This window comes from Candidatus Leptofilum sp., assembly GCF_965223525.1.
Classification (GTDB): Bacteria; Chloroflexota; Anaerolineae; order Promineifilales; family Promineifilaceae; genus Leptofilum.
In genome coordinates, this window is the sequence record NZ_CBDCWX010000004.1 from 715,253 (window position 1) to 740,338 (window position 25,086).

Here is a 25,086-nt window from a genome sequence, read left to right on the forward strand (position 1 = left end):
ATGTGCATGTGTGAATCGTAATCTAATTTTCGGTGAGCGTCAGTGAATAAGCGGCTTCTCCGGCTTCAAAATCTAGCACACCAATGAGGTACATGCCGTCTTCTTCCAGCACAATATTCGCCAACTCATCATCTGTAAACACATTCCCAATAGCCGCAAAATCTGGCGGGCCGAATAAACCAACCACAAAATCGCCACCCCCCCCGATGGCGCTGGCAGAAATGGTGATATCATCGCCATCACTGCCCAGGAAACACCAATAATTGATGGCTAGCACTTCGATAGTTTGGTTTACCGTTTGGCCATACTCAAGCCGCCCCTTGATACTGTCTGGAAAGCCACCCGCCTCGCTAAAAATGAGGCAATATTCGCCGCCAGAGGTGTTGAGGTCATACACTCGAATTTGATAATCGAGGGCAACATTTAGCTGGGCATTGACGATTGATTCCAATGCCCCGTCGCCACCGCTGTTGGCCTGCTGCACCACATCATCGGCCGGGTCAATAATTTCCAGGACGAGATTGACGGTGGGCTCAGCAATGGCTGTCACCGTAATCGCGCCCGTGTTTTCAAATAGAATTGGCCATAGGTGGGCTTCTTCATTGGCCAAAAGCTCCAGCACAGGCTCCTCTGGCGATAAATCATCAAATTCAACCGTGTCAAAATCGTTGGGGTTGCGCGTGGCGGTGGAAAGCACTACTGAAGTCGGTGTTGGGTTCCCGCCACCACCGCCGCTGCTGCTGGTTGGGGTGGCTGTGCCCGCGGCCGGCGTGGTGGTTGGTGTACTGCCGCCGCCACTGGCTGCTGTTGGCGTGTTTGTGGCGTTGGCTGCGCTAGTGGGGGTATTGGTTGGTGTGGCTCCGCTACCTGACCCACCAGTGGATGACGTGGGCGAGCCGGTGGGCGTGTTGTTGCCAGAGGAAGCTGGCGTGGCGGTGCTGCCGCTGACTGGCGTGCCAGCGGGCGGTGGGCCACCCGAATCGTTATCTGTAGACAACGTGGGTGTCGCATTTGGGTTATTGGAAGTATCGGAGATGGAAACGGCCGTGTCCTCGCCACCGTCTGCAATTTGGCTACCTTCGCCGGTTGGCGTTAGCGTGACGCGGGCAATGGGGCTGGGTGAGATGATGTCACTCACTTTGAGATACCAAATTTGGGTATTTACCGCCTCTTTACCGCAGCCAACGGGGCCTTCAAACAGTTGCCAAACCCCGGCTACGGTCATGGTTAAATCATTTGGCAACAGGGAGCGGAGCTGCGAATCAAATCCACCGACGGCAATGAGGCTGCCATCCTCTGCAGTAAGCTGCCAGGTAGCAGGTGCCGGGTATGGATCGGTGTCGCATACCAGCAGCGGAAGCCGCTGGTAGCGGCCCGTTAGCTCAATAAAACGGTTGGCAAACGCTTCTGGGTCTGCGGCCAAATCAGTGATACTGATTTCCAGCGGTGTCGCTGGATTGAGTGCCTCTTCGGTAACATCTTCATCTGGGAAGGGTGTGGGTGTGGGGCGTTCTTCTCCGTTACAGGAAGCGAATATGGTTAACAGTACAAGCAAATAAATAAGATGACGTGATTTCATAATAATTTCCTGGTTCAGAAACAAATAATTTTTTTGCAGACCTGACAGGTTCTGTCGCCAGCTTGAGCGATGATCTGCCGTATGATACCAAAATTGGCGGATAAAGTGTGTAATGGTTCATAATTATTCAGCGTGATCACGATCAAAATGATCTAGCAGTAAAGGATTGATTATGGAATACAATGACCCGATTTACGGTTCTGTTATCATCACAGAGCCAGTTTTACAGGTGCTAATTCAGTCCCAAGCGGTACAACGGCTGAAAGGCGTGTTGCAACATGGCATAACTGGTTTGATTGGCCTAACAGAGCCGATTAGCCGGTTTGATCATTCGCTAGGGGCAATGCTGTTGGTGCGGCGGCTGGGTAGTTCGGTGCCAGAGCAAATCGGCGCGTTGCTGCATGATGTGAGCCACACGGCGTTTAGCCATGTGATTGATTATGTTTTGGATGACCATGATGGCCAGAGCTTTCACGATGAGATGAAGGAAACATATATGGCTACCACAGATTTGCCAGATATTTTGAGCCAGTTTGGTTACAACTGGGCTAACTTTGTGGATGAGGCGCAGTTTCCGCTGCTGGAACAGCCATCGCCACGACTGTGTGCTGATCGGATTGATTATTTTTTGCGGGATTGCAGGGGGTTGGGACTGGCGACTGAGGCGGACATTGCGCGGGTGATTGACGATTTAGTAGTGGTGAACGGCCGTATCGCGCTTAAAAGCATTGACATCGCCCGTTGGTTTGGGGAGACGTTTATGCAGGCAGACGACAGTAGCTGGGCCAACTTCCGTGAGGTGGGGCTGTATGAGCTAACGGCGCGGGCCATCCGGCGTGGGCTGACTATTGGCTTGATTTCGCAAGATGATTTTTGGTGGACCGATGCGGTTTTGTGGCAAAAGCTGTGCGCTGTGGAGGATGACGCACTGCAAACATTGCTGGCGCAGGTCTCTTTGGAAACACAGTTTGTGTGGGATGAGGACAATCCGACGTTCCGGGTGAGCACCAAGTTGCGGGCGGTAGACCCGGATTTGTGGCTGGATGGTGAGTTACGGCCGTTATCCACGCTTGACCCCGATTTTGCCACCAGGCGGGAAGCGTATCTAAGCCGCAAACAAGGTGCCTGGCCGATGCGGGTCATAAGTAAGAATGATGCGTAAAACGTGAAACATGATGTGTACAAAACGGTCACGTATCACTCAAAGGTGAAAAATGCAATTGAACCCAGAAGAATTAACCAATAAAGAACGCTACAAGCTGATGATTGGCGCGATTGTGCCTCGACCCATTGCTTGGGTTAGCACAGTGGACGCAGAAGGACGACCGAATTTGGCACCGTTTTCTTTTTTTACGGCCGTATGCCCCAACCCCATGACGCTGCTGTTTGCTCCTGGCTGGAGCGACATGCGCGGGCGGATGAAGGATACGCTACACAACATTCATGCTGTGCCAGAGTTTGTCATCAATATCGTGAACGAAGCGACGGCCGAAGCGATGAACATGACGGCGACAGAGTTCGAGGCTGGGGTGGATGAGTTTGCCTGGGCAGGCGTGACGCCCGCTCAGAGCCAGACCATTCGCGTGCCGCGCGTAACGGAAGCACCAATTGCCTTTGAGTGCAAGCTACAACAGATTGTGATGGTGCGTGAAGGGCCGGGTGGCGGTGCGGCCGTTTTGGGTGAAGTGCAATCAATTTTTGTGCAGGACGGTTTGTATGAAAACGGCCGTATCTCCCCAGAAAAACTGCAGCCAATTGGCCGAATGGCGGGGGCGAGTTACGCTCATATCAACGACTTTTTCGAGATGCACCGTGTTCCGCCATCAAATGATGATTAGCCACAGAGGACACAGAGATTTAAGAGGGTTTTCTCTTTTTCCTCTGTGTCCTCTGTGGCAAAAATTCAAGCCAGGCCTGTGAGTTGCTCGCTAATTTGCCAGAGGCGTTGGGCAACGGCCATGTCGTATGATTCTTTGGATGATTTGATAGGCTTTTTCTTGTCGAAATATTTGCCCGTGACACCTTCAACCTCGGGGGAGCTGGCCAGATAAATTTGGGTCTCTGCGCCTTTTTCGGGCGTGAGCAGGAACGGCCGTATCAGTTTGAAAAACCAACCCATTACCCCCTCACCTTGCCCAAAACCGGTGGCTACGCCCCCTGGATGCAGCGCATTGGCCGTCACCCCACTGCCTTCCAGTCGCCGCGCCAGTTCATAGGTAAAGAGAATGTTGGCCAGTTTAGATTGGCCGTAAGCGACAAGGCTGCGGTATTTCTTGGCCTGCATCAAATCATCGAAATTGATTGGTCCCCCGATATGTGCCCCGGATGAGACGACGACAATGCGGGCGGGCGCAGACGCTTTTAGCAAATCCAGCAGCAAGTTGGTAAGCAAGAAGTAGCCTAGATGGTTGAGGGCAAAAGTCATCTCATAGCCGTCTACTGAAAGCTGCCGATTTTTGAAGATGGCACCTGCATTGTTAATGAGGATGTCTAGACGGCTGTAAGCTGCTTTAAATTGCGCTGCTAACTGGCGTATGCTCTCCAGGCTTGAGAGGTCTGCCAGTAGCAAATGAACCTGATTGCTGCCGCTGGTTTGCCGCACGTCGGCCAATGCTGCCTCGCCCCGCTCCTGGCTGCGGGTGACCATCACCACAGTTGATCCCATTTTGGCAAGCTCACGGGCTGTCGCCTTGCCCAGACCAGAATTCGCGCCTGTGACTAGGCAAACTTTTCCTGATAAAGCGTTGTCAGATTTGTTTATTGATTGGGACATGATTGCTTCCCTTTTGTGAGAATTGGACTTGCTATTTTTTGTAAGCTGTGTTCAGCAAATCACAAGAAGATTTATAAAATAAGCGAACCTTCTTTGTTGTGATTTGCTCAGGTAAAAGCGGGAGAAATGGCTCTCCTTATTCTCAAAAACTTTTCCGCTTTTACAACAATGCGCTGCAACAATAACGCATTTTGGCAAGAGATGACAAAGATTAGGGGCCAAAAGATGCAAAAACTCACGTTTACCTTACTAAATCTTTATGTTAAACTGCTAGCAGCGTTTTTCTACACACAATTCATTAGCGAGCAGGAACATGAACGGCCGTACCCCTGAGGAACTCCTAGATATTCTAATCGAGAAATTTAACCTAATTGAACTGCGACAATTGGCCTTTAGGTTGTCCATTGATTATGATAGGCTGCGAAATCAAAATATAGATGACTTTGCTCTTTCTTTAATCAGATACACGCAACGCCACGATCTTTACGATGATCTTTGGAACCTTGTCATTTCTGAGCGATCTGGACTTCAGAATGAATTTGGCTTGGGGCAAGCAGAAAAAGTTGATGCCTTTCCAAGTAAAGAACCTAAAGATACTTCCTCTAAATATCTAATTGTTTTTCTATTAGCTGTGGCGATAGTAGCAATTATCGCTTCTGCTGCAATACGGCTGGGAAATTCTAGAAGCCGTAACGAATTGCCTGTGGCAACGGCCGTTCCCATCGTGGAAAACACGGCCGTTCCCCAAGAAACTCCTTCAACCACGCCCATGCCCATCCCGCCCACGCCAGAACCAGATGAAACAGATACGGCCGTGCCCACAGACACACCAGAACCAACAAACACACCTACAAACCCGCCGACACCGCCAGACGATAATCCGCCCATTACCGTAACGCACGCAGAAGGCGTGGGGACAGTTTACGTCCTGGCTGGCCCAGGCGAGGAGAATGTCAAATTAGGGACATTGGAAGTTAATGAAGGTGGCATCATCATTGGCCGTACTGCAAGCAGCGAATGGCTAAAAATTGTGACAGATCGGGGCAAGGAAGGATGGGTAGCCAACTGTGAAGTCGTTATTTCTGAACCAAACCTCGACGATGTGCCAATAAGTTGGTCTGGCCGCGTGACGCCCAAGATTTGTTCTGTTTCCGAAGATAGTGGAAGTGGAAACGGAAGTGGTGCAGGCAGTACAGGCTGTGTACAGGTTTCCTTAATAAAAACTGAAGTGCCCGGTAAGCCTTTTGATAATGTTCTTCTTTCTTGGTCTAATGTGCCTGCAACGACGACCCAGCTGCATTTTTGGGTAACTGGCCCTACCAATGCTGGCGAGTCTGCATACGTTATACACCCAACATTTAGTGATACAGATGTGCCATACGAGGTAGAACTCTATCATTTTGAAGATGGTGGTTTTGAGCCTGATGCAACTTATACATACATTGTGCAACCTCACAATGCTTCCAGCGAGGTTATATGCACCACGCAAGGAACATTTGTGCCTTAGACCTTTCGAAAGGGCAAAATTTTTCTCAACCAAGCTCGCATTGACAACCAGATTAGAAGAGGTATGCTTTTTTAATGTCTGACCTGAAATATTGGCTTGGCTTCAATTTAGTGAAAGGCATTGGCCCTGCCAAAGTACAAGCTTTGCTAGATTATTACGGCTCTTTAGCCCATGCGTGGCAAGCCAACGAGTTTGAGTTACAAAAGATTGGCCTCGATAGACGTGCTATTAAAACCTTTTTGAAAACCCGCCAGGAAACTGATTTGGATGCTGCCCTGGCGCGGGTGCAGCAGACGGGGGTGTCCCTCCTTACCCGGGAAATGCCAGATTATCCCAATTATCTGCATGAAATTCCTAATCCGCCGCCGCTGCTTTATTACCAGGGCGAAATTTTGGAGCAAGATCAGTGGGCAGTAGCTGTAGTGGGCACACGACGGTTGACGGCATACGGCCGTCAGGTTACACGAGACCTAGTTGCCGGATTGGTGCAAAACAACATCACGGTGGTGAGTGGCTTGGCGCGGGGGATTGATGCTATTGCTCATAAAACGGCCATTGAACTTGGTGGCCGCACCTTTGCCGTGCTGGGGTCTGGTTTGGACTGTATCTATCCGGCCGAGAATCGCACGCTGGCGCAAGAAATTACGCAAGGACAGGGAGCTATCATCAGCGAGTATGGCCTGGGCGTGCAGCCGGAGGCCAAAAACTTCCCGCCCCGCAACCGTATCATCAGCGGGCTGTCTCTGGGCGTGATTGTGATAGAAGCCGGGGAGCGGAGTGGCGCACTGATCACCACCAACTTTGCTCTGGAGCAAGACCGCGATGTGTTTGCCGTACCCGGCAACATCAATAGCCCCGCCAGCCGAGGGCCAAACAAGTTGATTCAAGAAGGTGCTAAATTGGTCACCAAGGTTGAGGATGTGCTGGAAGAACTGAATTTGCATATGGTAGCGGAGCGAACGGCCGTACAGCTCGTACTACCAGAAACGGCCGAGGAAATTGCGCTGTATAGCCAGCTATCTGGCCAACCCATTCACATAGACGACCTCAGTCGCTCCACTGGGCTACCCAGCGCGTTGGTGAGCAGCACCCTCACGCTGATGGAACTAAAAGGGATGGTACAGCAGGTAGGTGGCATGAACTACATACTTTTGCGTGAAGACGGCCCAATCTACAACACAACTAGCGAACCGCCGCAGGAATCTTGAAAACCAAAAAGCGATTACGCAGTGGTTTGCCCAAAACGAGGATAGCACATGAAAATTATCATTTTTGCCGGTGGCTCTGGCCGCCGCCTGTGGCCTATTAGCCGTAAAAAATCTCCCAAGCAGTTTGAACCCATTATCGGCGAAAAATCTACGTTGCGGCTGGCGGTTGACCGCGTGGCAAATGTGTACGGCGCAGAAAATATCTTCATCTCCACCAATGAAGCCTATGTTGATATGATCCGGGATCATTTGCCAGAGCTACCCAACGCCAACATAATTGGCGAGCCGACCCGGCGCGATTTGGCCGCGGCCGTTGGCTTGGCAATGGCTCATTTGGCAAAAGCAACCCCTGCCGACGCTTTGGATAGCGAACCAGTCGCTATTTTGTGGGGCGATAATTATATGGATCAGGTGGATGTGTTCCGCCGGGTGCTGGATGGCGCGGAGAAATTGGTGGCCAACCAAAAAGCAAAAATTTTGTTCATTGGGGAAACGCCCCGCTTTGCCAACGACCAGCTTGGCTGGATTGGTTTGGGCGAGGAAAAGGGGACTGTGAACGGCCGTCCTTACTACGGCTTTCAATCCCTCAGCTACAGACCTCCGCTGGCAGCGTGCCAAAAGATGTTTGCCGAAAACACGCATGTGTGGAATACTGGCTACTTCGTTACCACAATCGGTTTTGTGCGGAAACAGTACCAACAGCTGCAACCCACCATGTGGGCTGGTCTCAAAGAAATTGAAGACACAATTGGGCAGCCGAATTATCGGGAGACTTTACATCGCGTCTATCCAAATTTGGAATCCATGAGCTTTGATGACGCCATTTTGCACCATGTAAACCCTGCTGAGGCGTTGGTGCTACATGGTGAAATGGGCTGGAGCGATCCAGGCACGCTGTATGCGCTCAAAGAGGCAATTGACCCAGACCTCAAAGCGAATGTAACCAAGGGGCAAGTTGTTGTGGAAGAGTCTAGCGACTGCCTGGTTTACAATTACGAGTCTGATAAATTGGTGACCGTTATTGGCCTTGAGGGAATGATTGTGGTAAACACGGAAGATGCCATCCTAGTTGTGCATAAGGATAATATTCCGCTGGTTAAGAAAATGGTGGACGGTCTGGAAGGGACCGATTTAGAGCCATATAGTTAATTGTTCCAGATTAGCCCACCAAATCCGGTAAGTTAATCTGGGATTTGGTGAAAATCGTTTTACTGAAACAGAGAACGTGAAACGTACACCGCGTTTTGCGTTTTTTGTTTGTATAGAGAAAGTTTATGAGTGAAGAGAAATTGATAGGATACTGTTTTTCGTGCAAGGGTAAGCACGAACTGCTAGATGCCAAAGCCGAGTGGGCAGCGAATGGTTCGCCCGGTACACGAGGCACCTGTGCCAACTGTGGCGGCACCATTTACAAGGCTGGCTACACACCTGCCCATGAAAATCTGCCCAAGCCTGAAATTACAGTTAAAAGAAAAAAGAAGACAAAATCCACTAAGAAGAAGTCCACGAGCCGCAAAGGAAAGAAGCGGACGCGACGCAGCGGCAGGCTGGTTGTGGTGGAATCTCCTGCCAAAGCGAAAACAATTGGTCGCTATTTGGGTCGTGGGTATACGGTGAAATCCAGCGTAGGCCATGTGCGCGACCTGTTGCGGTCGCGGCTGAGCGTGGATGTGGATAACGATTTTGAGCCGGAATACCGCGTGACCAACGACAAGCGGGATGTTGTTAAGGAGCTTAAAGCAGCTGCTGCCAAAGCCAAAGAGATTTATTTGGCAACGGACCCAGATCGGGAAGGGGAGGCGATTGCTTGGCATGTACTGGAATCCGCCGAGATGGACCCGGAGATTACCAAGCGCGTCGTTTTTCATGAGATTACCAAACCAGCCATTGAGAAAGCGTTTTTAGAACCACGCGGCATTGATATGGATCGGGTGAATGCCCAGCAGGCACGGCGCATTTTGGATCGCTTAGTTGGGTATAAATTGAGCCCGCTGCTGTGGCGCAAGGTGCGCGGCCGTTTATCGGCAGGGCGGGTGCAGTCTGTAGCTGTGCGGCTAGTCGTGGAGCGCGAACGTGAGATCAAAGAGTTTGTCTCTGAGGAGTATTGGACGCTGGGTGCAGAGTTGAGCCGGGAGCAGTACCGAGAGGCGTCGGAACGGCCGTTCTTCCAAGCACGTCTGCACAAACTGAATGGAAAAGACCCGGTCTTGCCAAACGAAGACGCTGTAAAGCCTCATCTGGATCAGCTAGAAAAGGCAGTTTGGGAAATTGGCGATGTGCGTATTGGCAAACGAACCCGTCGCCCTGCCGCCCCGTTTACGACCAGCACCATGCAGCAAGAAGCGTCGCGGCGGTTGAGCTTTAACACCAGCAAAACAATGCGTATTGCCCAACAGCTGTACGAGGGAATTGACCTAGGCGGTGAAGAAGGGACGGTTGGTTTGATCACCTACATGCGTACCGACAGCGTGACGGTGAGCAAAGAGGCAGAAACCGAGGCGCGATCTTACGTGAGTAAGCGGTTTGGCCCGAACTATGTACCCGTGAAGCCGCCAAAGTACAAAACCAAATCTAAAACGGCGCAGGAAGCACATGAGGCAGTGCGGCCAACGGCCGTTGCCCGCGTGCCTAAGGAAATCAAAGAGCACCTGTCCCGTGACCAATACCGCTTGTACAAGCTGATCTGGGATCGGTTTGTTGCCAGCCAAATGTCGCCAGCAAGGTATGATACGGTGTCGGTAGATATTTGGGCTGGTGATGGGAAGGTAGAGGTGCAGAAACGGCCGTATCTCTTCCGTGCCACGGGTTCAGTGATGACTTTCCCTGGCTTTTTGGCGCTTTACGAAGAAAGCCGCCCCGAAGATCGGCCAGATGACGACCAAAACCGGGTGCCGTCTGATTTGAAAGAAGGCGAACTGCTCGATCTGCTGCAGCTGCTGCCAGAGCAGCACTTTACCCAGCCACCACCGCGCTTTAGTGAGGCCACACTGGTGAAAGCGATGGAAGAATACGGCATTGGTCGCCCTAGCACTTACGCCTCTATCATTTCCACCGTTCAAAACCGAGGGTATGTGGACCGTATAGAGCGGCGGCTACAGCCGACAGAAACTGGCCAGATCGTGAATGATTTGCTGGTTGAATATTTCCCAGACATTTTGTCGGTGGACTTTACGGCGCGTCTGGAAGATGAGTTGGACAAAATTGCCGAAGGGGAGGCGTGGGTGCCGGTCATCGGCAGTTTTTACGGGCAATTTGCCGAGAAGCTGGAAATCGCCGACGAATCTATTCCCAAGATTGATTTGAAGAAAGAAGTGGAGCCTGTGGGACGAGCTTGCCCCAACTGTGGCAATGAGTTGCTGTATCGAGAAGGGCGGTACGGCCGTTTCATTGGCTGCTCTAACTTCCCCAAATGTCGGCACACAGAGCAGTTGCTCAACAAGATTGGCGTCACTTGCCCCAACGGTGGCGAAATGGTGGAGCGCCGCACACGGCGGGGGCGGGTTTTCTACGGCTGCTCACGCTACCCGGACTGCGAATTTAGCAGTTGGAAGAAGCCTGTACCAGATACCACTAATAGCTGTAGCGGCATTCTGGTTCAGAAAAATGAAAATGAGACAGCGTGTGAGGCTTGTGGTTTGAAAGAGCCAGTGGAGCTGGAAACGGCCGTTGCCGATTAGGCACCGCAAATTTGTTGGCGCAATGACCGCCCGCACGAGGGTGCTTCCCACCCCGTGCGGGAGATACTATAGGGTTTTTCAGTTTTTGGGGTGTCACACCCCAAAAACTGAAAAAACCCTCCTCTTTTAACGTCGCCAGGCGCGAAGCGCCGAGGCGACGCTCCTATGCTCAACGAAATTCTGACTTTCGCTTTCCGTTGCAGAACGTTGCTAAATTAGTACCAAAACGTAGAGACAGTTGCCACCGAAATTGCTAAAATATCATCGTGAGCCAATCAAAAGTGTCACCTCACAGAAGTTCAATCAATTTCCCGTGTTGCTTTATGTAAAGGAAAAAATATGAAACTGCGACTTGCTTCACTCCTATCGTTTTTAGCCCTAGTGCTTACATTAATAACTGTGAGCTTGGGTGTAAGCAGTGGTCAATTAGCTATAGCCTCAGTTGACGGTTCGTCTGAATTGACTTACCTGCCAGTGGTGGCCAATCCACCAGACTTATTCATTACCAAGTTAGAAATTACCCAATCTGTTCAAGATGCCGACAATGGTGTGCCGCTAGTGGCCGATCGGCCTACGGTGGTTCGCGTCTACACAGAAACCAAAAGCGGTGATCCAGGAGATAACACCAGCGTTACGCTCACAGCCATGCGAGGTGGAACCCCGCTTACACCCGTGACTTCAAACACCATGACCGCTTCGGCTGCTTCATCGCGGGCAAATTTAGGCAGCACTTACAACATTACGTTACCCGCCGACTGGCTCTCTGGCACGGTGCAAATTACGGCCGTCATTGATGGCCAAAACGGAGGTAGCTATAGCGAAACGGTGACGTTCAACACCGTTCCGACACTAAACATAGTTGTTGTGCCTATTAATTACACCCAAACTGGCGCATCTGGGGGCAATGGTTTTTATGCTGCGCCAAGTACGGAGCAAATCAGCGACTGGGTGATGCGTGCTTACCCCTTGAGCAATATGAGCATTACATTTCGCTCACCCTACGCTTTTACTGGTAACCTTCGGGATAATGGGAGCGAATGGGAGAGACTGCTGGACGAGACAACCACAGTTAAGAACATGAGCCCCTCCCCATTGTCAACTGTTTACTATGCGTATGTCAATTTTGGCACGAGCTGTTCAGATACCTGGTTTAACTGTTCTGGTGGCATTGCTGGCATTGGCTGGATTGGCTATCGTGCATCGGTAGGTATTCATAACTTGCCTTCCGGGTTTGGAACAGATGCAACCGGGCAGTTGGCTGCCCATGAAATTGGCCACAATTTTGGGCGTTACCATGCACCTTGCAACGTAACGGGCACAAATTGGTCTACCGATCCCAAACATGCTGGGGCTTCGATTGGTGAGTACGGTATTGACGGCATTGGTGGTTCACTGACGCTGTACAATCCTGGCGGTTACGTGGATATGATGAGTTACTGTGATCCAGTTTGGGTGTCTGATTTTACCTACAAGGCGTTGTACACCGACCAGGTGAACAATGGTGTATTTGTTTGGACGCCGCAGAGTGAGAGCTTGCACATTAGCGGTTCTGTGGCGGATGATGGGACGGTCTCGCTCAGTCCGGTCTATTTTGCACCAGCAACGGCCATATCTCCCCAAAACAGCTGGTACCAAGTGGAACTGCTGGATGCCGCAGGCAATATCATTGCTACGCACCCAGTAGATTTGATGCTCGCTGAGGAAGTCGGCGTGACGGCACGGGCGATTCGGGGCGTAATTCCTGCGCCAGATGTTCCGGTTGCAGAACTGCGAGTGATTGAGGCGGCAACAGGAACGGCCGTTGCCAACCGCACACTTTCCACCAGCGGCCTGGTTGCCCAGGCAACACTGGCGCAGCGCAGCGACTCCGCCACCGTAAGCTGGGGCGTGGCCGACGTCCCTGCCAACGTGCGCTACACGGCAAACAACGGCCTCACCTGGACCACTGTTGGCCTGAACGTGCTGGGCGGCAGCCTGGAGGTTGATTTGACGAATTTGCCTGGTGGAGGGAACGGCCGTTTCCAAATCCTCCTGGCTGATCAGGGCGTGCCAACCCGGTTTGAGGTGGATTTGGCCACGCCGCTGAGCGACAAGCAGCCCACCGCCTGGATTAGCGGGCCGGACGTTGTATCCGCTAGTGCACCCGCCGCGCTGTATGCCTTTGCCTCAGACGCCGAGGATGGCGCGTTAAGCGATTTTGTCTGGTCTGTGGATGGTGAGGCTGTAGAAGCTGATTCGGCACTATTCTTGCACGATTTGCCGCCCGGTGAGCATGTTATTACTCTCCGTGCTACGACCAGCAGCGGGCAAACGGCCGTTGCTAGCCATATTGTGACCGTCACGCCCTAAAAGGATTTGTAATTGGGCGATTGAGTAATTATGTAATCGCTCAATTGCCCAATTACTTAATTGCCTAATTTCCCCCAACCGCCACCCCCTGGCGTTTCAATTTGCAAAATGTCGTCGGCTGCAAGCTGGCGGGTGAATTTGCCTGGTAGATCGGTGACGGTTTCCCTTTGAATGAGACGATTTTGGCCAGGACGGCCGTCTTCGCCCCCTTGCAGCCCATAAGCTCCCCGCTGCCGCCGTTCACTGGTAACGGTGACGGTGACGGGTGTAAGAAAGCGAATGGCGCGGACGAGACCATCTCCACCGCGCTGCTGGCCGTTGCCGCCAGCGTTTTGACGCAGGCTGTACTGCTCCAGCCGCAGCGGAAAGCTGTACTCTAGCGCCTCGACGGGGGTGTTGAGCGTATTGCTCATGTGGACGTGCAGTCCGCTGCCGCCATCTGTTTCTGGCCCTGCGCCTGCCCCGCCGCCGATGGTTTCGTAATAGGCAAACGGCCGTTCCGTGCCGGGAAATTTGCCACCAAAGGTGAGATTGTTCATAGTACCCTGGCTGGCGGCGGGGATGAGCTGGGGCAAGGCTTGCGCCAAAGCCCCGAATACGGCGTCGGTGATGCGTTGGGATGTTTCCACATTGCCAGCAGCGACGGCGTGTGGCTGGGGCGGGTCTAGCAGCGAACCGGGGGGAATGGTGACGGTGAGTGGCGCGAACGCACCGTCGTTCATAGGCAGGTCGGTTTGCACAAGTGCCAGGGCGGTACAGCGCAGGCAGTAGGCCACAGCAGAGCGAGCGATGGCGGGGACGGCGTTCAGGTTGCCGCGCACGGCGGGGGCGGTACCTGTAAAATCTACGTGCATTTGGCTGCTCGCCACCGTGATAGTGACTTTGATAGGAATGGGGAGACTTTCTGGCTGGCCGTCGTCATCAAGATAGTCTGTGAAGCTGTAGCGGCCGTCTGGAATTTGGGAGACGGCCGTTTCCGTCAATGTCTTCGCGTAGTCAATAAGAGCATCGGCGTGGGCTAGAGCTTCGTCCAAGCTGTACCGCTCTACAATCTCTGCCAGCCGCTTTTCGCCGATGGCGTGGGCGGCTAGCTGGGCGGCTAGGTCGCCGTTGCGTTCTTCAGGGGTACGCACATTCCGCAAAATGAGCTGCCAAACTGCCTCGTTGCGCTGGCCTGCCGCCACCAACTTGATGGGCGGGATGATGATGCCTTCCTGGTAGATTTCGGTGGAGAGGGGCATGGAGCCGGGGGACATGCCGCCGACATCGGCGTGGTGGGCGCGACTGGCGACAAAGAAGACCGGTAATCGGTGATCCGTAATGTCGCTGCGCGACCGCTTCGCGTTCGGTGATCCGTAATCTGTTGACTCTTCACTGATTACGGATAACTGATTACTGAAAAAGACGGGCGAAACGAGGGTGATGTCTGGCAAATGGTTGCCGCCCTGGTAGGGGTCATTGACAATGACGACATCGCCGGGAGCGAAGGGGGCACATTGCTCGATGGCGGCTTGTACGGAAGCGGGCATCGCGCCCAAATGGACGGGAATGTGGGCTGCCTGGGCGAGCATACGGCCGTCGCCAAAAAACAAGGCACAGCTAAAATCGAGTCGCTCTTTAATGTTCGGGCTGTAAGCAGCGCGGCCTAGCGTCACGCCCATCTCCTCTGCAACGGAGGCGAAAAGGTAGCGAAATATGGAGAGAGAAACGGCCGTTGGTTTACTCATAGTTTTTTTTGGCAGTGAATTAACTACTTTGTTTCATAAAATAGCTTAACATCAGCCTCCGGGAGGTTTGGTCTACGGCTTTACAAATTAGCGAAACCTCCCGGAGGATCATTTAAACAACTTTTGAAACACTGTATTAACGCGAAAAAATCAGAAATTCGTGATAATTTGCGTAATTCGCGGCTTGATTATTCGGTAAAGACGGGCAGGTTGGCTAGGGCAACGATGTGGCTCCAGTCAGCGTCACCCTCGGTGAAAACGGCCGCTGTTTTTACAATTTGGCCACCAGCCTGGTTTATCAATTTTTCCATACCCTTGAGCGTGCTGCCGGTGCTGATCACATCATCTACCAGGACAACTTTTTTGCCTTTGATGAAATGGGTGTCTTTTTCATCCATGTACAGCGTTTGCGGTTTGCCAGTGGTGATGGAGACTGTTTCTGCACTGAGAGCATTGCCCATGTAGCTTTTATACGATTTACGCAAAACCATATAGGGCAGCCCCATGAGGGCACTCATTTCATAAATGAGGGGGATGCCTTTGGCTTCGGCCGTTACCAGCACGTCGGCGGGCGTTTCTTTGAGCCGTTCGGCCAGGGCAGCGGCCGTTGCTTTCACCACAATGGTATCGCCCAGCATATTGAAAATGGCAATACGCACACCCGGTGCTACCTCAAACAACTGCAAATGGCGAGTAATGCCTGCAACCTGAACGGTGTAAGTTTCACGTTCATTCATCTTGTGATAATCTCCTAAATGTAGAATGTAGTGGTTGGTTTGTTAGTGGCTAGTTTTGGAAGAGGTAACTAACAACTAACAACCAGCAACTAGCAAACGACAACGCGCTTAGTGCCCATTCGCAGAATAATGGCTGTTCCACAGCTTGGAATTGGCGAATGGGCTTAAAGTAATCGTTCGGTACGAAAACTGCTATTTTATTTCCGAACGATTACTTAGTTTACCCGAATGTCAGGTGTGTGGCATTTGGTTTGTGAGGGAAGGCGGGCAGTTATGAAGGGAATTGTGGTAAAAGGAGACCAACTTAATCCACGGCTGGTTTGGGAGGCGGTACCAGATCTTGTTTTTGGCTCTGATGAGATTTTGGTGGATGTGTGGGCAACGGCCGTAAACCGCGCTGATCTGCTGCAAGCCACGGGGGGCTACCCACCACCTGCCGGAGCCAGCGAGATTCTGGGGCTGGAAATGGCAGGCGTCGTTGCTGAAGTCGGCGAAGATGTAGAGGAGTGGCAGGTGGGGGATCGGGTGTGTGCCTTGCTGCCTGGTGGTGGCTATGCAGAACAGGTGGCAGTGCCTGCTGGCATGTTGATTCGGTTGCCGGATAGCTGGTCGTTTGCCATGGGAACGGCCGTTCCCGAAGTGTGGTACACCGCTTACGTCAATCTCTTTTTGGAGGGTGATCTGGTGGCGGGGGAGACGGTGCTTATTCATGCAGGAGCCAGTGGCGTGGGCACGGCGGCTATCCAGCTAGCCAATGCGGCAGACGCGACGGTTTTCATTACGGCGGGTAGCGCAGAGAAGCTGCTGGCTTGCCGCAAGCTGGGGGCAGAGTTAACCATCAACTACAAGCAGGATGATTTTTTAGAGAAAGTGCTGGCTGCGACGCATGGGCAGGGCGTAGATTTGATTTTAGACCCGGTGGGGGGTGGGTATCTGGACAGAAACGTGCGGGCTTTAGGGCGATACGGCCGTCTCGTAAACATTGGTCTTCTCGGCGGCACGCACGGCGAGATGAACATGGGGCTGGTTTTAGGCAAGCGACTGCGAATTATTGGCTCCACGCTGCGCTCGCGGCCACCCGCCGAAAAAGTAAAGATCACCGAGCAGTTTCAATCTGGTTTTTGGCCGCTGCTGCGGGATGGGGAGCTAGAGCCAATAATTGACACTATTTTCCCCATTGAACAGGCGCAGGAAGCGCATAGCTATGTGGCGCAAAACAAGAATATCGGTAAAGTAATCTTGACCATCCGGGAAGGAGCAGATGCACGGCCAGAGGTGGTTTAGACTTCAAAAGTCTCGACCATCTTTAATGTTGACTAAGTTACTTACAAGACTTTTGAAGTCTGGCACGATGTCACTCTTTTTTGGATTTTTCAGGCATCTTTGGCGCGGGTTTGGATTTCCGCTTGGGCAGAAGCGCCTGGCCTCGTTTTAGCAATCGTGAGGAGGTGGATTCTCCAGGCTCTTTTTCCGGGTTGGGAAAAGGGGGTTGATCGAACATTTTGCGCCAGGCGTACAGACCAACCATCTTGCCTGTAGCTACCACCGGCGCAGCCAAAATCGCGCCCAGAATGCCAGCCAAGCTACTCCCCATAAAGACGGCAACCATCACGACCAGCGGATGTAATTCTAGCGAATCCCCCACAATGCGCGGTACCAAAATGTTGTTTTCTAGCTGCTGCACAATGAGCATGAAAATGAAAACCACCCCCGCAAATTGCCAACTCGACATCGCTGCCAAGGTGTCTGGCTGGAAGAAGGCAACCAAGATAGCTGCCCCTGCCCCAATGATGGGGCCAAGAACTGGCACAAATTCTAGCAAGCCAGAGAGCAACCCCAGCGCCAGTGCGTTTTGCACGCCCAAAATGGCTAATCCCAGCCAAACCACCACAAAGATGATTAGCCCCAGGATGACCTGACCCCGCAAATAAGCGCTCCAAATACGGCCGAACTCCCGCAGCAGTCGTTCCGCATCTTTACGGTAACCAGGTAGCTGCGCCATGCCAGCGACATGCTCGCCCAGCAGCGGAATTTCGATAGCCAGGTAGATGGAAATGATGAAGATGAACAGTAGATTGCCCAGCGTGGTGATGGTGGCCGTGGCTAAATCGGTGACGATTTGCCCACCCTGGCTCACGGCTGGTTCTACCATGCCAATAAGTTGCTCCTGAATAAGTTCCAAATTGATGCTATTGGGGGTAAACGAGAAAGGCCCAAAGACAAATGGATCGGTACGGGCGGTGAACTCTTCGATGACGGCCGTTAAGTTCTCAATTAAGGTCGGTACTTGCTCAATGAGAGAGGAGACCTGCTCAAAAGCGGCAAATCCCAGTGCCACAAAGCCGCCAATAACTGCCACTGCCAAAAGCAAATAAAGAATGAGAATGCCCGTGGTGCGCTTTAAGCGGGTACGCTTGTCAATCATCACCGCAATGGGGTTCATGATGTAAGCCAGAATCGCGGCAATAACAATCTGGGAAATGAGCGATTGGAAGCGGTAAGTGAGCCAAATCAGCAGCAGCAATGCTGCGACGGTAACAATGATTTTGGTGCTACGTGACCAGGGTGGAGAATCCTGACCGTTTGGTTCAATTGGCAATGGTTGGTCTTCACTCATGCGGGTCTCCTCAAGTTCGCGTATGAGAGTATCACACGCAACCTTAGTACGTCAATGAAGCGGAACCGTTGCAAAGATCGTGATATGATACAGCATCCTACTCAACCATTTGAGCCTTAACGAAAAGTGGCTCGACAAGCATTACAGGAGAGTATGCCATGCGTAAGAAGGCGGTTTTAATTACCGGCGCAGCTGGTGAAATTGGGCAGGCGCTAATTGATTACTTGTCTGCTGGTAATGAGTACACTTTGCTGACGCTCGATTTGCAGCCCTTGCCGGAACGGTTAGACGGCCGTTCCACCCACATCATTGGCGACATTTTAGACCAAAAACTGTTTGCCCGCCTGGTAACCGAGTATGAATTTGATTCCATCTTTCATCTGGCGGCTCTCCTTTCCTCTCGCAGCGAGTTTTCGCCAGAACTGGCGCATCAAGTAAACGTCAACGGGACGCTGACCCTGCTTCAGCTTGCGGCCGACCAGTCGCAGCAGCGGGGTAAGTCCGTTCGCTTCATGTTCCCCAGCTCCATTGCTGCTTATGGCTTGCCAGATTTAGCCACCAAGCAGCGGGATTTTAACGTCCGTGAATGGGATTGGAACTACCCCACCACCATGTACGGCTGCAACAAGCTCTATTGTGAGCAGCTAGGCAGCTACTACAGTCAGCATTACCAGCAACTGGCAGACACCACGCCAGTGATGCTTGATTTTCGCAGCGTCCGTTTTCCGGGACTGATTAGCGCCTTCACCGTACCTTCTGGCGGCACGAGCGATTACGGGCCAGAAATGCTGCACGCGGCGGCGCAGGGCAAATCGTACCGCTGCTTCGTGCGGGAAGATAGCACCATTCCCTTTATGGCCATGCCTGATGCCATTGTGTCTTTGCTGCGTTTGTGGGAAGCGCCGCGCAGTGCGCTGAACCGATTGGTGTACAACGTGACCAGCTTCAGCCTGTCGGCCACTGAGTTTATGGCACAGGTGCAGCATCGTTTTCCGCAGGCAGAGGTTACGTTTGCGCCCGATGAACATCGCCAGGGGATTATTGATAGCTGGCCTGCCGGGCTAAATGATAAGCAGGCGCGTCAGGATTGGGGTTGGCAGCCAGAGTATGACGTGGATAGAGCCTTTGACGACTATCTGGTACCAAATATTCGCGAGATGTATCAAACAGGTGTCAATGGATAGTGCTCGATTGGAAAATTACAAGAGCTTTTAGTTGGGTTGAACGGCCGAATTAAACACAACTTTTTGTTCACTTAGACTGAACTAAATGCAGAATGATCGCCCGCTATAGATAGTTGGCTGAGAGTTTGTCACAATTTGGGAATGCAAGACAGACCTCAACTAACTCAATTTGCATGGCTTTCTGTGGCGACGGCCGTTTTCACTATTGGGCTAAAAGCTGCGGCTTATTGGCTAACTGGCTCAGTTGGCTTGTTATCTGATGCGCTCGAATCGGGCGTGAACTTGGTAACAGCAGCCTTTGCCCTTATCATCCTCACTGTTGCAGCCCAGCCGCCGGATGAAGAGCATGAATACGGCCACAGCAAAGCCGAATATTTTGCTTGTGGCATTGAAGGGAGCTTGATCCTTTTTGCAGCTCTTGCGATTGGCTATACTGCCTTTCAGCGATTGCTGGCTCCGCAGCCACTGGAGCAAATTGGAATCGGATTATTCATTTCTGTGTTGGCAGCCATAGGCAATGGGCTAACTGCTCTGGCACTGCTGCGAGTGGGTCGTCGCCACAAATCACTTACGCTCATAGCCAACGCCAATCATTTGCTTACCGATGTGTGGACTTCGGTTGGCGTGATTGTGGGGGTGCTGGCTGTCGGCCTGACGGATTGGCAGTGGCTAGACCCAGTTTTGGGTCTGTTGGTAGCTATCCATATTGTGCTGATGGGCGTGAAGTTAATTAGAATGGCCGTTGATGGCCTCATGGATAGTTCTCTGCCAGCAGATGAATTGCACCAGGTGCGAAACATCTTGGACAGATATACGGGCAACGAGGTACAGTACCATGCCTTACGGACGCGCCAATCAGGAGCGCATCGTTTTATTTCTGTGCATGTGCAGGTGCCAGGAGCATGGTCGGTGAATCGGGGACACGCGCTGCTCGAGAAGGTTGAGCGTGATTTGCGGCTTGTACTTCCTCCAGTGACGGTGTTTACCCATTTGGAGCCTGTGGATGATCCGGTATCGTGGGAGGATATCTCGCTGTATCGGGAAGTAGAGGCAGGACAGTTAGATTCTGAGCTTTTGTCGTAGCCAGTAGAGGATGAGCCCGGCCAGCCCCCCCACAAAGCTGGTGAGGAAGCCCCAGCCAATTTGCATCTCTCCCAGATTGTTAGTCCCTGGTAGACCCAACTGGAAATAAATGTAAGTAAGCAACCCACCGACGATAGTCCACAGCGGCCAGCCGATTTGCTGTGCCAAGGCCACATTTTGCTGTCGCCCCAGTGAGAATGCTGCCCCACTAGAGATGAGGATGCCTGCGAAAACGGCCGTTAACAACCAAAACTCCGACAGCTCAATGCGAATGCCCGGTTCCACTGGTAATGGCTCTGCCTGCGTTGAGGTGCTGGTGGGTTCTGGAGAGTTAGTAGGTGAGGCTGTTGCAGTCGCGGTTGGCGACGGACTAGGCGTAATGCTGGGCGTTGGTTGGGGGGTCGGGTCAATAATTGAAATTTGGGCACCGCCACCAGATTCTGTAGCCCCAACGGTGATGTCTACTTCCTGTGAGATAAGTGCCGCACCAGATTCAGCTACGATGCGAAACTGCCCGCCCTCTGTTCGGGCTTCCAGCACATAATCTAGCTGGGCTTGCCCGTTTATCGTGGGAATTTCATCAATGATGTTGACCAAACCGGCTACCCGATCTCGTTGAACAAAGCGCACCACCGTGCCATCTGGAACGGGATTACCATTATTGTCTAATATGACGCCCGTTTGCAGCCGCAGCGTGTCGCCAACGGAGACAGCAAATGGCTCATCCCCGGCCGAGGCATCGCCGTCCTGGTCGGTCACATCCAGGCCAATGACCTGATTGGCTGCGGGCTGAGTTTGCAGGAAGAGATCGTAGCTGGCTCCGGCAACATTAACTGGCGAGGCACCACCAAAAGGTAACTCCTGAAACAGGGCGCGAACGGCCGTATCAATGGCCGCTTCATTGTGGCTGTATAGGCCAAACAGCGCGGCTAGCTGCGTAATTTCTGTTGAGTCCAGATAATATGGCGCATTGAAAGCAAACACCACCACCCGCTGATCGCGCACTAGGTCTGGCCGCTGCGCCAAAAAGTTGTTTAGCGCCAACGAATTTGCACCGGTACGATCCAACATGGCAAAGATAATCCAGTCGGCCGTGCGTAAATCTTCCTGAACTAAAAATTCTGGTGGCGGCGTGGCCGTGGGCAACGGGGTTGCTGTGGGGCCATCTTCCGGGGTGGGAGAACTGTCAGGAGCCACCGTTGGCGTTAGGGGTACCGTGTTGTAAAAGATGGGGTCTGGCCCAGCATCAATAAACGCTTGCAGATCGGCAAAGCTATGGCTGCTGATCTGGTCAGGTTGAAGCTGGGCACTCGCTTGGGGGCCATACAGTGCCAACATCTGATCTTCAATTGCATTCAGGCCGATGAGCGGCTGCGGTTCACAAAAACCGCACTGCTGGTAATCGCGCATGTCGGTGAAGATTAGAATCTGTTCGCCACTGCTTGGGGGCTGCACCAGCCGTTCCGCCAGTTCCTCTGGGTCTGGGGCAATGAGGGTGAGACCAGCTTGAGCCACTTCGATGGTGATGGCCTGGCCTCTTTCGCTGCTAACAATATTTTCGGCGACAGTCATGTTTTCCAGAATGGTGTCTGGCTCAAAGCTGTCATTATGAAGGCGCAATTTAAGCTGGAGGATGCGGAGGACGGCCGTATCTACCTGCTGCTGAAAGGCGACGTCTGTGATGTACCGTTCCTGAAACCACAAAATAGTGTCAATAATATTTAATAGCTCATCGGCATATGGCGCACCTTCTTGAGCAAACTCAGACAAGTAGAGCAAATCATTCCCCGCCAAAAACGCATCTTTGGCCACCACCCGGTGTGGGAAGCCCTGCTGTTGCCCATAAAACCGCTCAACGGCGCGTACCCCCAGCGCATCAGACACAATGAGACCGCCCGCGTCGCGCCAGATGCTTAACTCTTCTTGCGCCATCAAGGCAGACAGTGCCAGCGGGTCTAGGCTAACGGGGTTTGTGGTGGCGCGGATGTTGCCCTGGAATCCCTGGTAGCGAATGTGGGTGGTGAGCAAACCGTCGGCAATGGCTTCTGGGCGGGTTGCTGCGCCGGTCACGGCAAAGAAGGGCGCTAGTTCAATTTGCCGCAACTGCTCCAGCGATTTGCGAACCGTAGGTACTTCTTCATGCAGGGGGCGGTCGCTGGCGCCAAAGCCAGGAAAATGTTTGGGGATGACGGCAATTTGGTTTTGGCTGCCAATGTGTACGCCGGCGGTATAGGCACTGCCCATCACGCCCACCCAGTAGGGATCACCGCCAAATGAGCGCACGCCCAAATCGCTGGGGCTGAACGGGTCTGGATTTTCAACGACGTCTAGCGAGGGGCCAAACAGCATGTTGATGCCCAGGCTGGTGAGTTCTTCACCCACTACTTGGCCAACCTGCTGCGCCAGTTCGGGCTGCCAGGTGGCGCCGATGGCCATATTGCTGGGCACGTCTGTGAGGCCGCTGAGGATGGTGCTGTTGGGGTAACCATCCCCTTCGTGGGCAACGCCAATGAATAAGGGGATGGGGGTAAATGGTTCAATTGGTTCTGGCGTCGGCGGCACGGCACCTTCTTCCACTTCGTCTACATCAACAGCCAGGATTGGTTCGCCGCGCAAGGCCAGACTTTGCAGGTTGCGGGTGAGTTCGGCCGTTTGGCTAGGGATGTTGGTCGGATCGCCATACCCGGTAATGTTGTCGTTGGCGGCAGAAAGCACCACGCCACCAATGTGGTAGTTGGTGATAAGGTCGGCGATGTCGCTTTCAAGAGTGGCTTGGTCGCCTTCAAAGGTGACCAAAAAGAGCTGCCCCACACGCTCGGCAACGCTCATATTGTCCAGGAGGGTTTGGGCAGTGGCTAAGCTTTCGGCGGAATCTGGCGGGGTGGCTGGGGGTTCGTCTTGTGCCTGGAGCGGATTGCCGCCGACGTTAAACAGGAGAACGAGTGCCAGGCAAACGGCCGTTCTCCACCAACGCCAACTGCTGTTAACACGCTCATAAACAGTGCTCAAGATGAACAATTGCTCCCAATATATAATTTAATTTGTGTTTGTTGCGGATCAGCGAGGCAAAGCGGCGTTTTTGCTCAGACACCACCTGCTCAATTTTGCCGTAGAAACGGCCGTTGCCATTGGCAGGCGGGTAAGCGATCCGACACTTTGATTATACCGTAGATTGCTACTCCTATCACCTGTGTTACAATTTTCTAAGCAAGCGATCAACAACAACAACTTCACTTGCCTTTTTCTGTGAATTCGTTAAGTGAACGGGAATTTTGACGCAATTTTTGTTTACTTTCGCTGCCAGCAAACCATAATGTGTAATCGGCAAAATGTTTTGAAATTAATGAGCCGCTGATTTGGCCAACTAAGGCAAAGTCTGTCTGGGAGTACCGACAGTCATCCATCCCCACCGAGAAAGTATATGTCTGAACGCATACGAAATATTTTTGCAACACTTTTACTCATTTTGCTGGCGGCAAGCGCATTTGTGGCTGGTTATTTCACCAACGACTTTGTAGACATGCGGCGGGGTGAAGTGACTGTGCCAGCCGACGATGCGGATGGATTTGGTCTGTTTTGGGAAGCGTGGGGCCGGGTTGAAGATAATTATTTGGGTGAGTTGCCCAGTTCCAAAGAGCTAACCTATGGTGCCATTCGTGGTTCAATTGCGCTGTTGGGAGACCCGTATACGTTTTTTGTAGAGCCTGTTGACCGAGAAATTGAGCGGCAATCTCTTCAGGGAACATTTGGTGGTGTGGGTGCGACAGTGTCACGTCCAGAAGAGGGCGGCCCGATTTTCCTGGAGCCAATTCCGGGGAATCCGGCGGCAGAAGCGGGTATTTTGTCTGGTGATGAGCTGCTGGCGGTGGATGGGCAGCCGATTACGCCAGAGATGACAGTGCAAGAAGTAGCCAACCTGGTGCGTGGCGAAAAAGGCACGGTCGTTGTGCTCACCGTGCTTCATCCTGGCGAGACGGAGCCAGTGGATATTGAAGTGGAGCGCGGCGATATTTTGATTCCTTCGGTGAGCTACCGGCTGTTGCGCGAGAATGAGCAGGTGGGCTATATTCAGTTAACCCGCTTTAGTGGTGAAAGTGCCAATGAGATTGAAACGGCCGTTACTGACCTGCAATCTCAAGGCGCCACCCAGCTTATTCTGGACTTACGCGGCAATGGAGGCGGCTTGCTGGATGCGGCCGTTTCGGTGGCAGACCATTTTTTGGCGGATGGCCCAATTTTGTATCAGCAATCTCGCGGCGAGGATGAGCGCGTTTACGAAGCTACTGCCGAAACATTGGCGCCCAGCATTCCCATTATGGTGCTGATTGATGGCGGGACGGCTAGCTCTTCTGAAATATTGGCTGGGGCACTGCAAGATCGGGGGCGGGCATTGTTGGTGGGCAGCACGCCCACTTTTGGCAAAGGCTCTGTGCAGTTGGTGTATGATCTAAGCGATGGCTCCTCGGTGCATGTAACTGCCTCCCGCTGGCTCACCCCGGATCGCAATCAGCTTGATCAGCAAGGCTTGTCGCCGGATGTTTTGGTGACGGTGACGCAAGAAGATATTGATAATGGCCGTGACGCCGTCTTGAATGCAGCCGTGCTAGAGTTGCAACGTTTGGCACAAAACGATTAAGGACAATCT

17 protein-coding genes and 1 pseudogene are annotated in these 25,086 nt (G+C 52.5%); 12 read left to right on the forward strand and 6 right to left on the reverse strand.

The genetic code is table 11. The features are described 5' to 3' along the window. Positions 1-22 precede the first annotated feature (22 nt). Positions 23-1,579, reverse strand: a complete 1,557-nt coding sequence (locus tag ACOQPM_RS03255; RefSeq protein WP_420627794.1) for a hypothetical protein — start codon at positions 1,577-1,579, stop codon at positions 23-25. 172 nt (positions 1,580-1,751) lie between these two features. Here ACOQPM_RS03255 and ACOQPM_RS03260 point away from each other — a divergent pair, with 172 nt between their 5' ends. Together ACOQPM_RS03260 and ACOQPM_RS03265 are read left to right on the forward strand one after the other, a co-directional pair. Then, the gene (locus tag ACOQPM_RS03260; protein WP_420627795.1) at positions 1,752-2,741 is read left to right on the forward strand and encodes an HD domain-containing protein; all 990 of its coding nucleotides are present in this window, start codon (positions 1,752-1,754) and stop codon (positions 2,739-2,741) included. A 52-nt stretch (positions 2,742-2,793) separates the two neighbouring features. Next, positions 2,794-3,417: a flavin reductase family protein gene (locus ACOQPM_RS03265; protein WP_420627796.1), complete on the forward strand. Its 624-nt coding sequence runs from the start codon at positions 2,794-2,796 to the stop codon at positions 3,415-3,417. Between the two features lie 65 nt (positions 3,418-3,482). Here the strand turns inward: ACOQPM_RS03265 and ACOQPM_RS03270 are convergent, their stop codons facing one another. Beyond that, a complete protein-coding gene (locus tag ACOQPM_RS03270) occupies positions 3,483-4,352 on the reverse strand; it encodes an SDR family oxidoreductase (RefSeq protein WP_420627797.1) in 870 nt (289 codons plus the stop codon). A 313-nt stretch (positions 4,353-4,665) separates the two neighbouring features. Here ACOQPM_RS03270 and ACOQPM_RS03275 point away from each other — a divergent pair. The 6 genes and pseudogenes from ACOQPM_RS03275 to ACOQPM_RS03300 all read left to right on the forward strand — a co-directional run. Continuing rightward, positions 4,666-4,860: pseudogene (locus ACOQPM_RS03275) on the forward strand (hypothetical protein); the annotation flags it as partial. 123 nt (positions 4,861-4,983) lie between these two features. Continuing rightward, entirely contained in the window at positions 4,984-5,859 is an 876-nt protein-coding gene (locus ACOQPM_RS03280) for a hypothetical protein (RefSeq protein WP_420628254.1), read from the forward strand. A gap of 74 nt (positions 5,860-5,933) precedes the next feature. Further along, positions 5,934-7,067: a DNA-processing protein DprA gene (gene dprA, locus ACOQPM_RS03285; RefSeq protein WP_420627798.1), complete on the forward strand. Its 1,134-nt coding sequence runs from the start codon at positions 5,934-5,936 to the stop codon at positions 7,065-7,067. 48 nt (positions 7,068-7,115) lie between these two features. Continuing rightward, positions 7,116-8,216, forward strand: a complete 1,101-nt coding sequence (locus tag ACOQPM_RS03290; protein WP_420627799.1) for a mannose-1-phosphate guanylyltransferase — start codon at positions 7,116-7,118, stop codon at positions 8,214-8,216. A 125-nt stretch (positions 8,217-8,341) separates the two neighbouring features. Next, positions 8,342-10,744: a type I DNA topoisomerase gene (gene topA / locus ACOQPM_RS03295; RefSeq protein WP_420627800.1), complete on the forward strand. Its 2,403-nt coding sequence runs from the start codon at positions 8,342-8,344 to the stop codon at positions 10,742-10,744. A 339-nt stretch (positions 10,745-11,083) separates the two neighbouring features. Beyond that, positions 11,084-13,093, forward strand: coding sequence for a hypothetical protein (locus ACOQPM_RS03300; protein WP_420627801.1), 2,010 nt, complete (start codon positions 11,084-11,086; stop codon positions 13,091-13,093). 56 nt (positions 13,094-13,149) lie between these two features. Here ACOQPM_RS03300 and ACOQPM_RS03305 read toward each other — a convergent pair whose 3' ends face one another. Continuing rightward, positions 13,150-14,820, reverse strand: coding sequence for a hydantoinase B/oxoprolinase family protein (locus tag ACOQPM_RS03305; RefSeq protein WP_420627802.1), 1,671 nt, complete (start codon positions 14,818-14,820; stop codon positions 13,150-13,152). Positions 14,821-15,008: 188 nt separating this feature from the next. Beyond that, positions 15,009-15,557 (reverse strand): phosphoribosyltransferase family protein, encoded by a 549-nt coding sequence (locus ACOQPM_RS03310; protein WP_420627803.1) that lies wholly within the window; start codon positions 15,555-15,557, stop codon positions 15,009-15,011. 273 nt (positions 15,558-15,830) lie between these two features. On the opposite strand from ACOQPM_RS03310, the gene ACOQPM_RS03315 reads away from it, so the two are divergent. Next, positions 15,831-16,841 (forward strand): NAD(P)H-quinone oxidoreductase, encoded by a 1,011-nt coding sequence (locus ACOQPM_RS03315; protein WP_420627804.1) that lies wholly within the window; start codon positions 15,831-15,833, stop codon positions 16,839-16,841. A 70-nt stretch (positions 16,842-16,911) separates the two neighbouring features. On the opposite strand, the gene ACOQPM_RS03320 is transcribed toward ACOQPM_RS03315, so the two are convergent. Continuing rightward, entirely contained in the window at positions 16,912-18,174 is a 1,263-nt protein-coding gene (locus tag ACOQPM_RS03320) for an AI-2E family transporter (protein WP_420627805.1), read from the reverse strand. A 158-nt stretch (positions 18,175-18,332) separates the two neighbouring features. On the opposite strand from ACOQPM_RS03320, the gene ACOQPM_RS03325 reads away from it, so the two are divergent. Together ACOQPM_RS03325 and ACOQPM_RS03330 are read left to right on the forward strand one after the other, a co-directional pair. Continuing rightward, the gene (locus tag ACOQPM_RS03325; protein WP_420627806.1) at positions 18,333-19,358 is read left to right on the forward strand and encodes an NAD-dependent epimerase/dehydratase family protein; all 1,026 of its coding nucleotides are present in this window, start codon (positions 18,333-18,335) and stop codon (positions 19,356-19,358) included. A 141-nt stretch (positions 19,359-19,499) separates the two neighbouring features. Further along, complete coding sequence (locus ACOQPM_RS03330; RefSeq protein WP_420627807.1) at positions 19,500-20,441, forward strand: cation diffusion facilitator family transporter; 942 nt, start codon at positions 19,500-19,502, stop codon at positions 20,439-20,441. On the opposite strand, the gene ACOQPM_RS03335 is transcribed toward ACOQPM_RS03330, so the two are convergent. Beyond that, complete coding sequence (locus ACOQPM_RS03335) at positions 20,418-23,450, reverse strand: glycoside hydrolase family 3 N-terminal domain-containing protein (protein ID WP_420627808.1); 3,033 nt, start codon at positions 23,448-23,450, stop codon at positions 20,418-20,420. The two genes, ACOQPM_RS03330 and ACOQPM_RS03335, sit on opposite strands and share 24 nt — an antisense overlap. A gap of 412 nt (positions 23,451-23,862) precedes the next feature. Here ACOQPM_RS03335 and ACOQPM_RS03340 point away from each other — a divergent pair, with 412 nt between their 5' ends. Further along, complete coding sequence (locus ACOQPM_RS03340; RefSeq protein WP_420627809.1) at positions 23,863-25,077, forward strand: S41 family peptidase; 1,215 nt, start codon at positions 23,863-23,865, stop codon at positions 25,075-25,077. Positions 25,078-25,086 lie beyond the last annotated feature (9 nt).

Bases quoted from the DNA above. Each gene is read 5' to 3' on its own strand.
- ACOQPM_RS03255 (WP_420627794.1), bottom strand. From the start codon at position 1,579: ATGAAATCACGTCATCTTATTTATTTGCTTGTACTGTTAACCATATTC.
- ACOQPM_RS03260 (WP_420627795.1), top strand. From the start codon at position 1,752: ATGGAATACAATGACCCGATTTACGGTTCTGTTATCATCACAGAGCCA.
- ACOQPM_RS03265 (WP_420627796.1), top strand. From the start codon at position 2,794: ATGCAATTGAACCCAGAAGAATTAACCAATAAAGAACGCTACAAGCTG.
- ACOQPM_RS03270 (WP_420627797.1), bottom strand. From the start codon at position 4,352: ATGTCCCAATCAATAAACAAATCTGACAACGCTTTATCAGGAAAAGTT.
- dprA (WP_420627798.1), top strand. From the start codon at position 5,934: ATGTCTGACCTGAAATATTGGCTTGGCTTCAATTTAGTGAAAGGCATT.
- ACOQPM_RS03290 (WP_420627799.1), top strand. From the start codon at position 7,116: ATGAAAATTATCATTTTTGCCGGTGGCTCTGGCCGCCGCCTGTGGCCT.
- topA (WP_420627800.1), top strand. From the start codon at position 8,342: ATGAGTGAAGAGAAATTGATAGGATACTGTTTTTCGTGCAAGGGTAAG.
- ACOQPM_RS03300 (WP_420627801.1), top strand. From the start codon at position 11,084: ATGAAACTGCGACTTGCTTCACTCCTATCGTTTTTAGCCCTAGTGCTT.
- ACOQPM_RS03305 (WP_420627802.1), bottom strand. From the start codon at position 14,820: ATGAGTAAACCAACGGCCGTTTCTCTCTCCATATTTCGCTACCTTTTC.
- ACOQPM_RS03310 (WP_420627803.1), bottom strand. From the start codon at position 15,557: ATGAATGAACGTGAAACTTACACCGTTCAGGTTGCAGGCATTACTCGC.
- ACOQPM_RS03315 (WP_420627804.1), top strand. From the start codon at position 15,831: ATGAAGGGAATTGTGGTAAAAGGAGACCAACTTAATCCACGGCTGGTT.
- ACOQPM_RS03320 (WP_420627805.1), bottom strand. From the start codon at position 18,174: ATGAGTGAAGACCAACCATTGCCAATTGAACCAAACGGTCAGGATTCT.
- ACOQPM_RS03325 (WP_420627806.1), top strand. From the start codon at position 18,333: ATGCGTAAGAAGGCGGTTTTAATTACCGGCGCAGCTGGTGAAATTGGG.
- ACOQPM_RS03330 (WP_420627807.1), top strand. From the start codon at position 19,500: ATGCAAGACAGACCTCAACTAACTCAATTTGCATGGCTTTCTGTGGCG.
- ACOQPM_RS03340 (WP_420627809.1), top strand. From the start codon at position 23,863: ATGTCTGAACGCATACGAAATATTTTTGCAACACTTTTACTCATTTTG.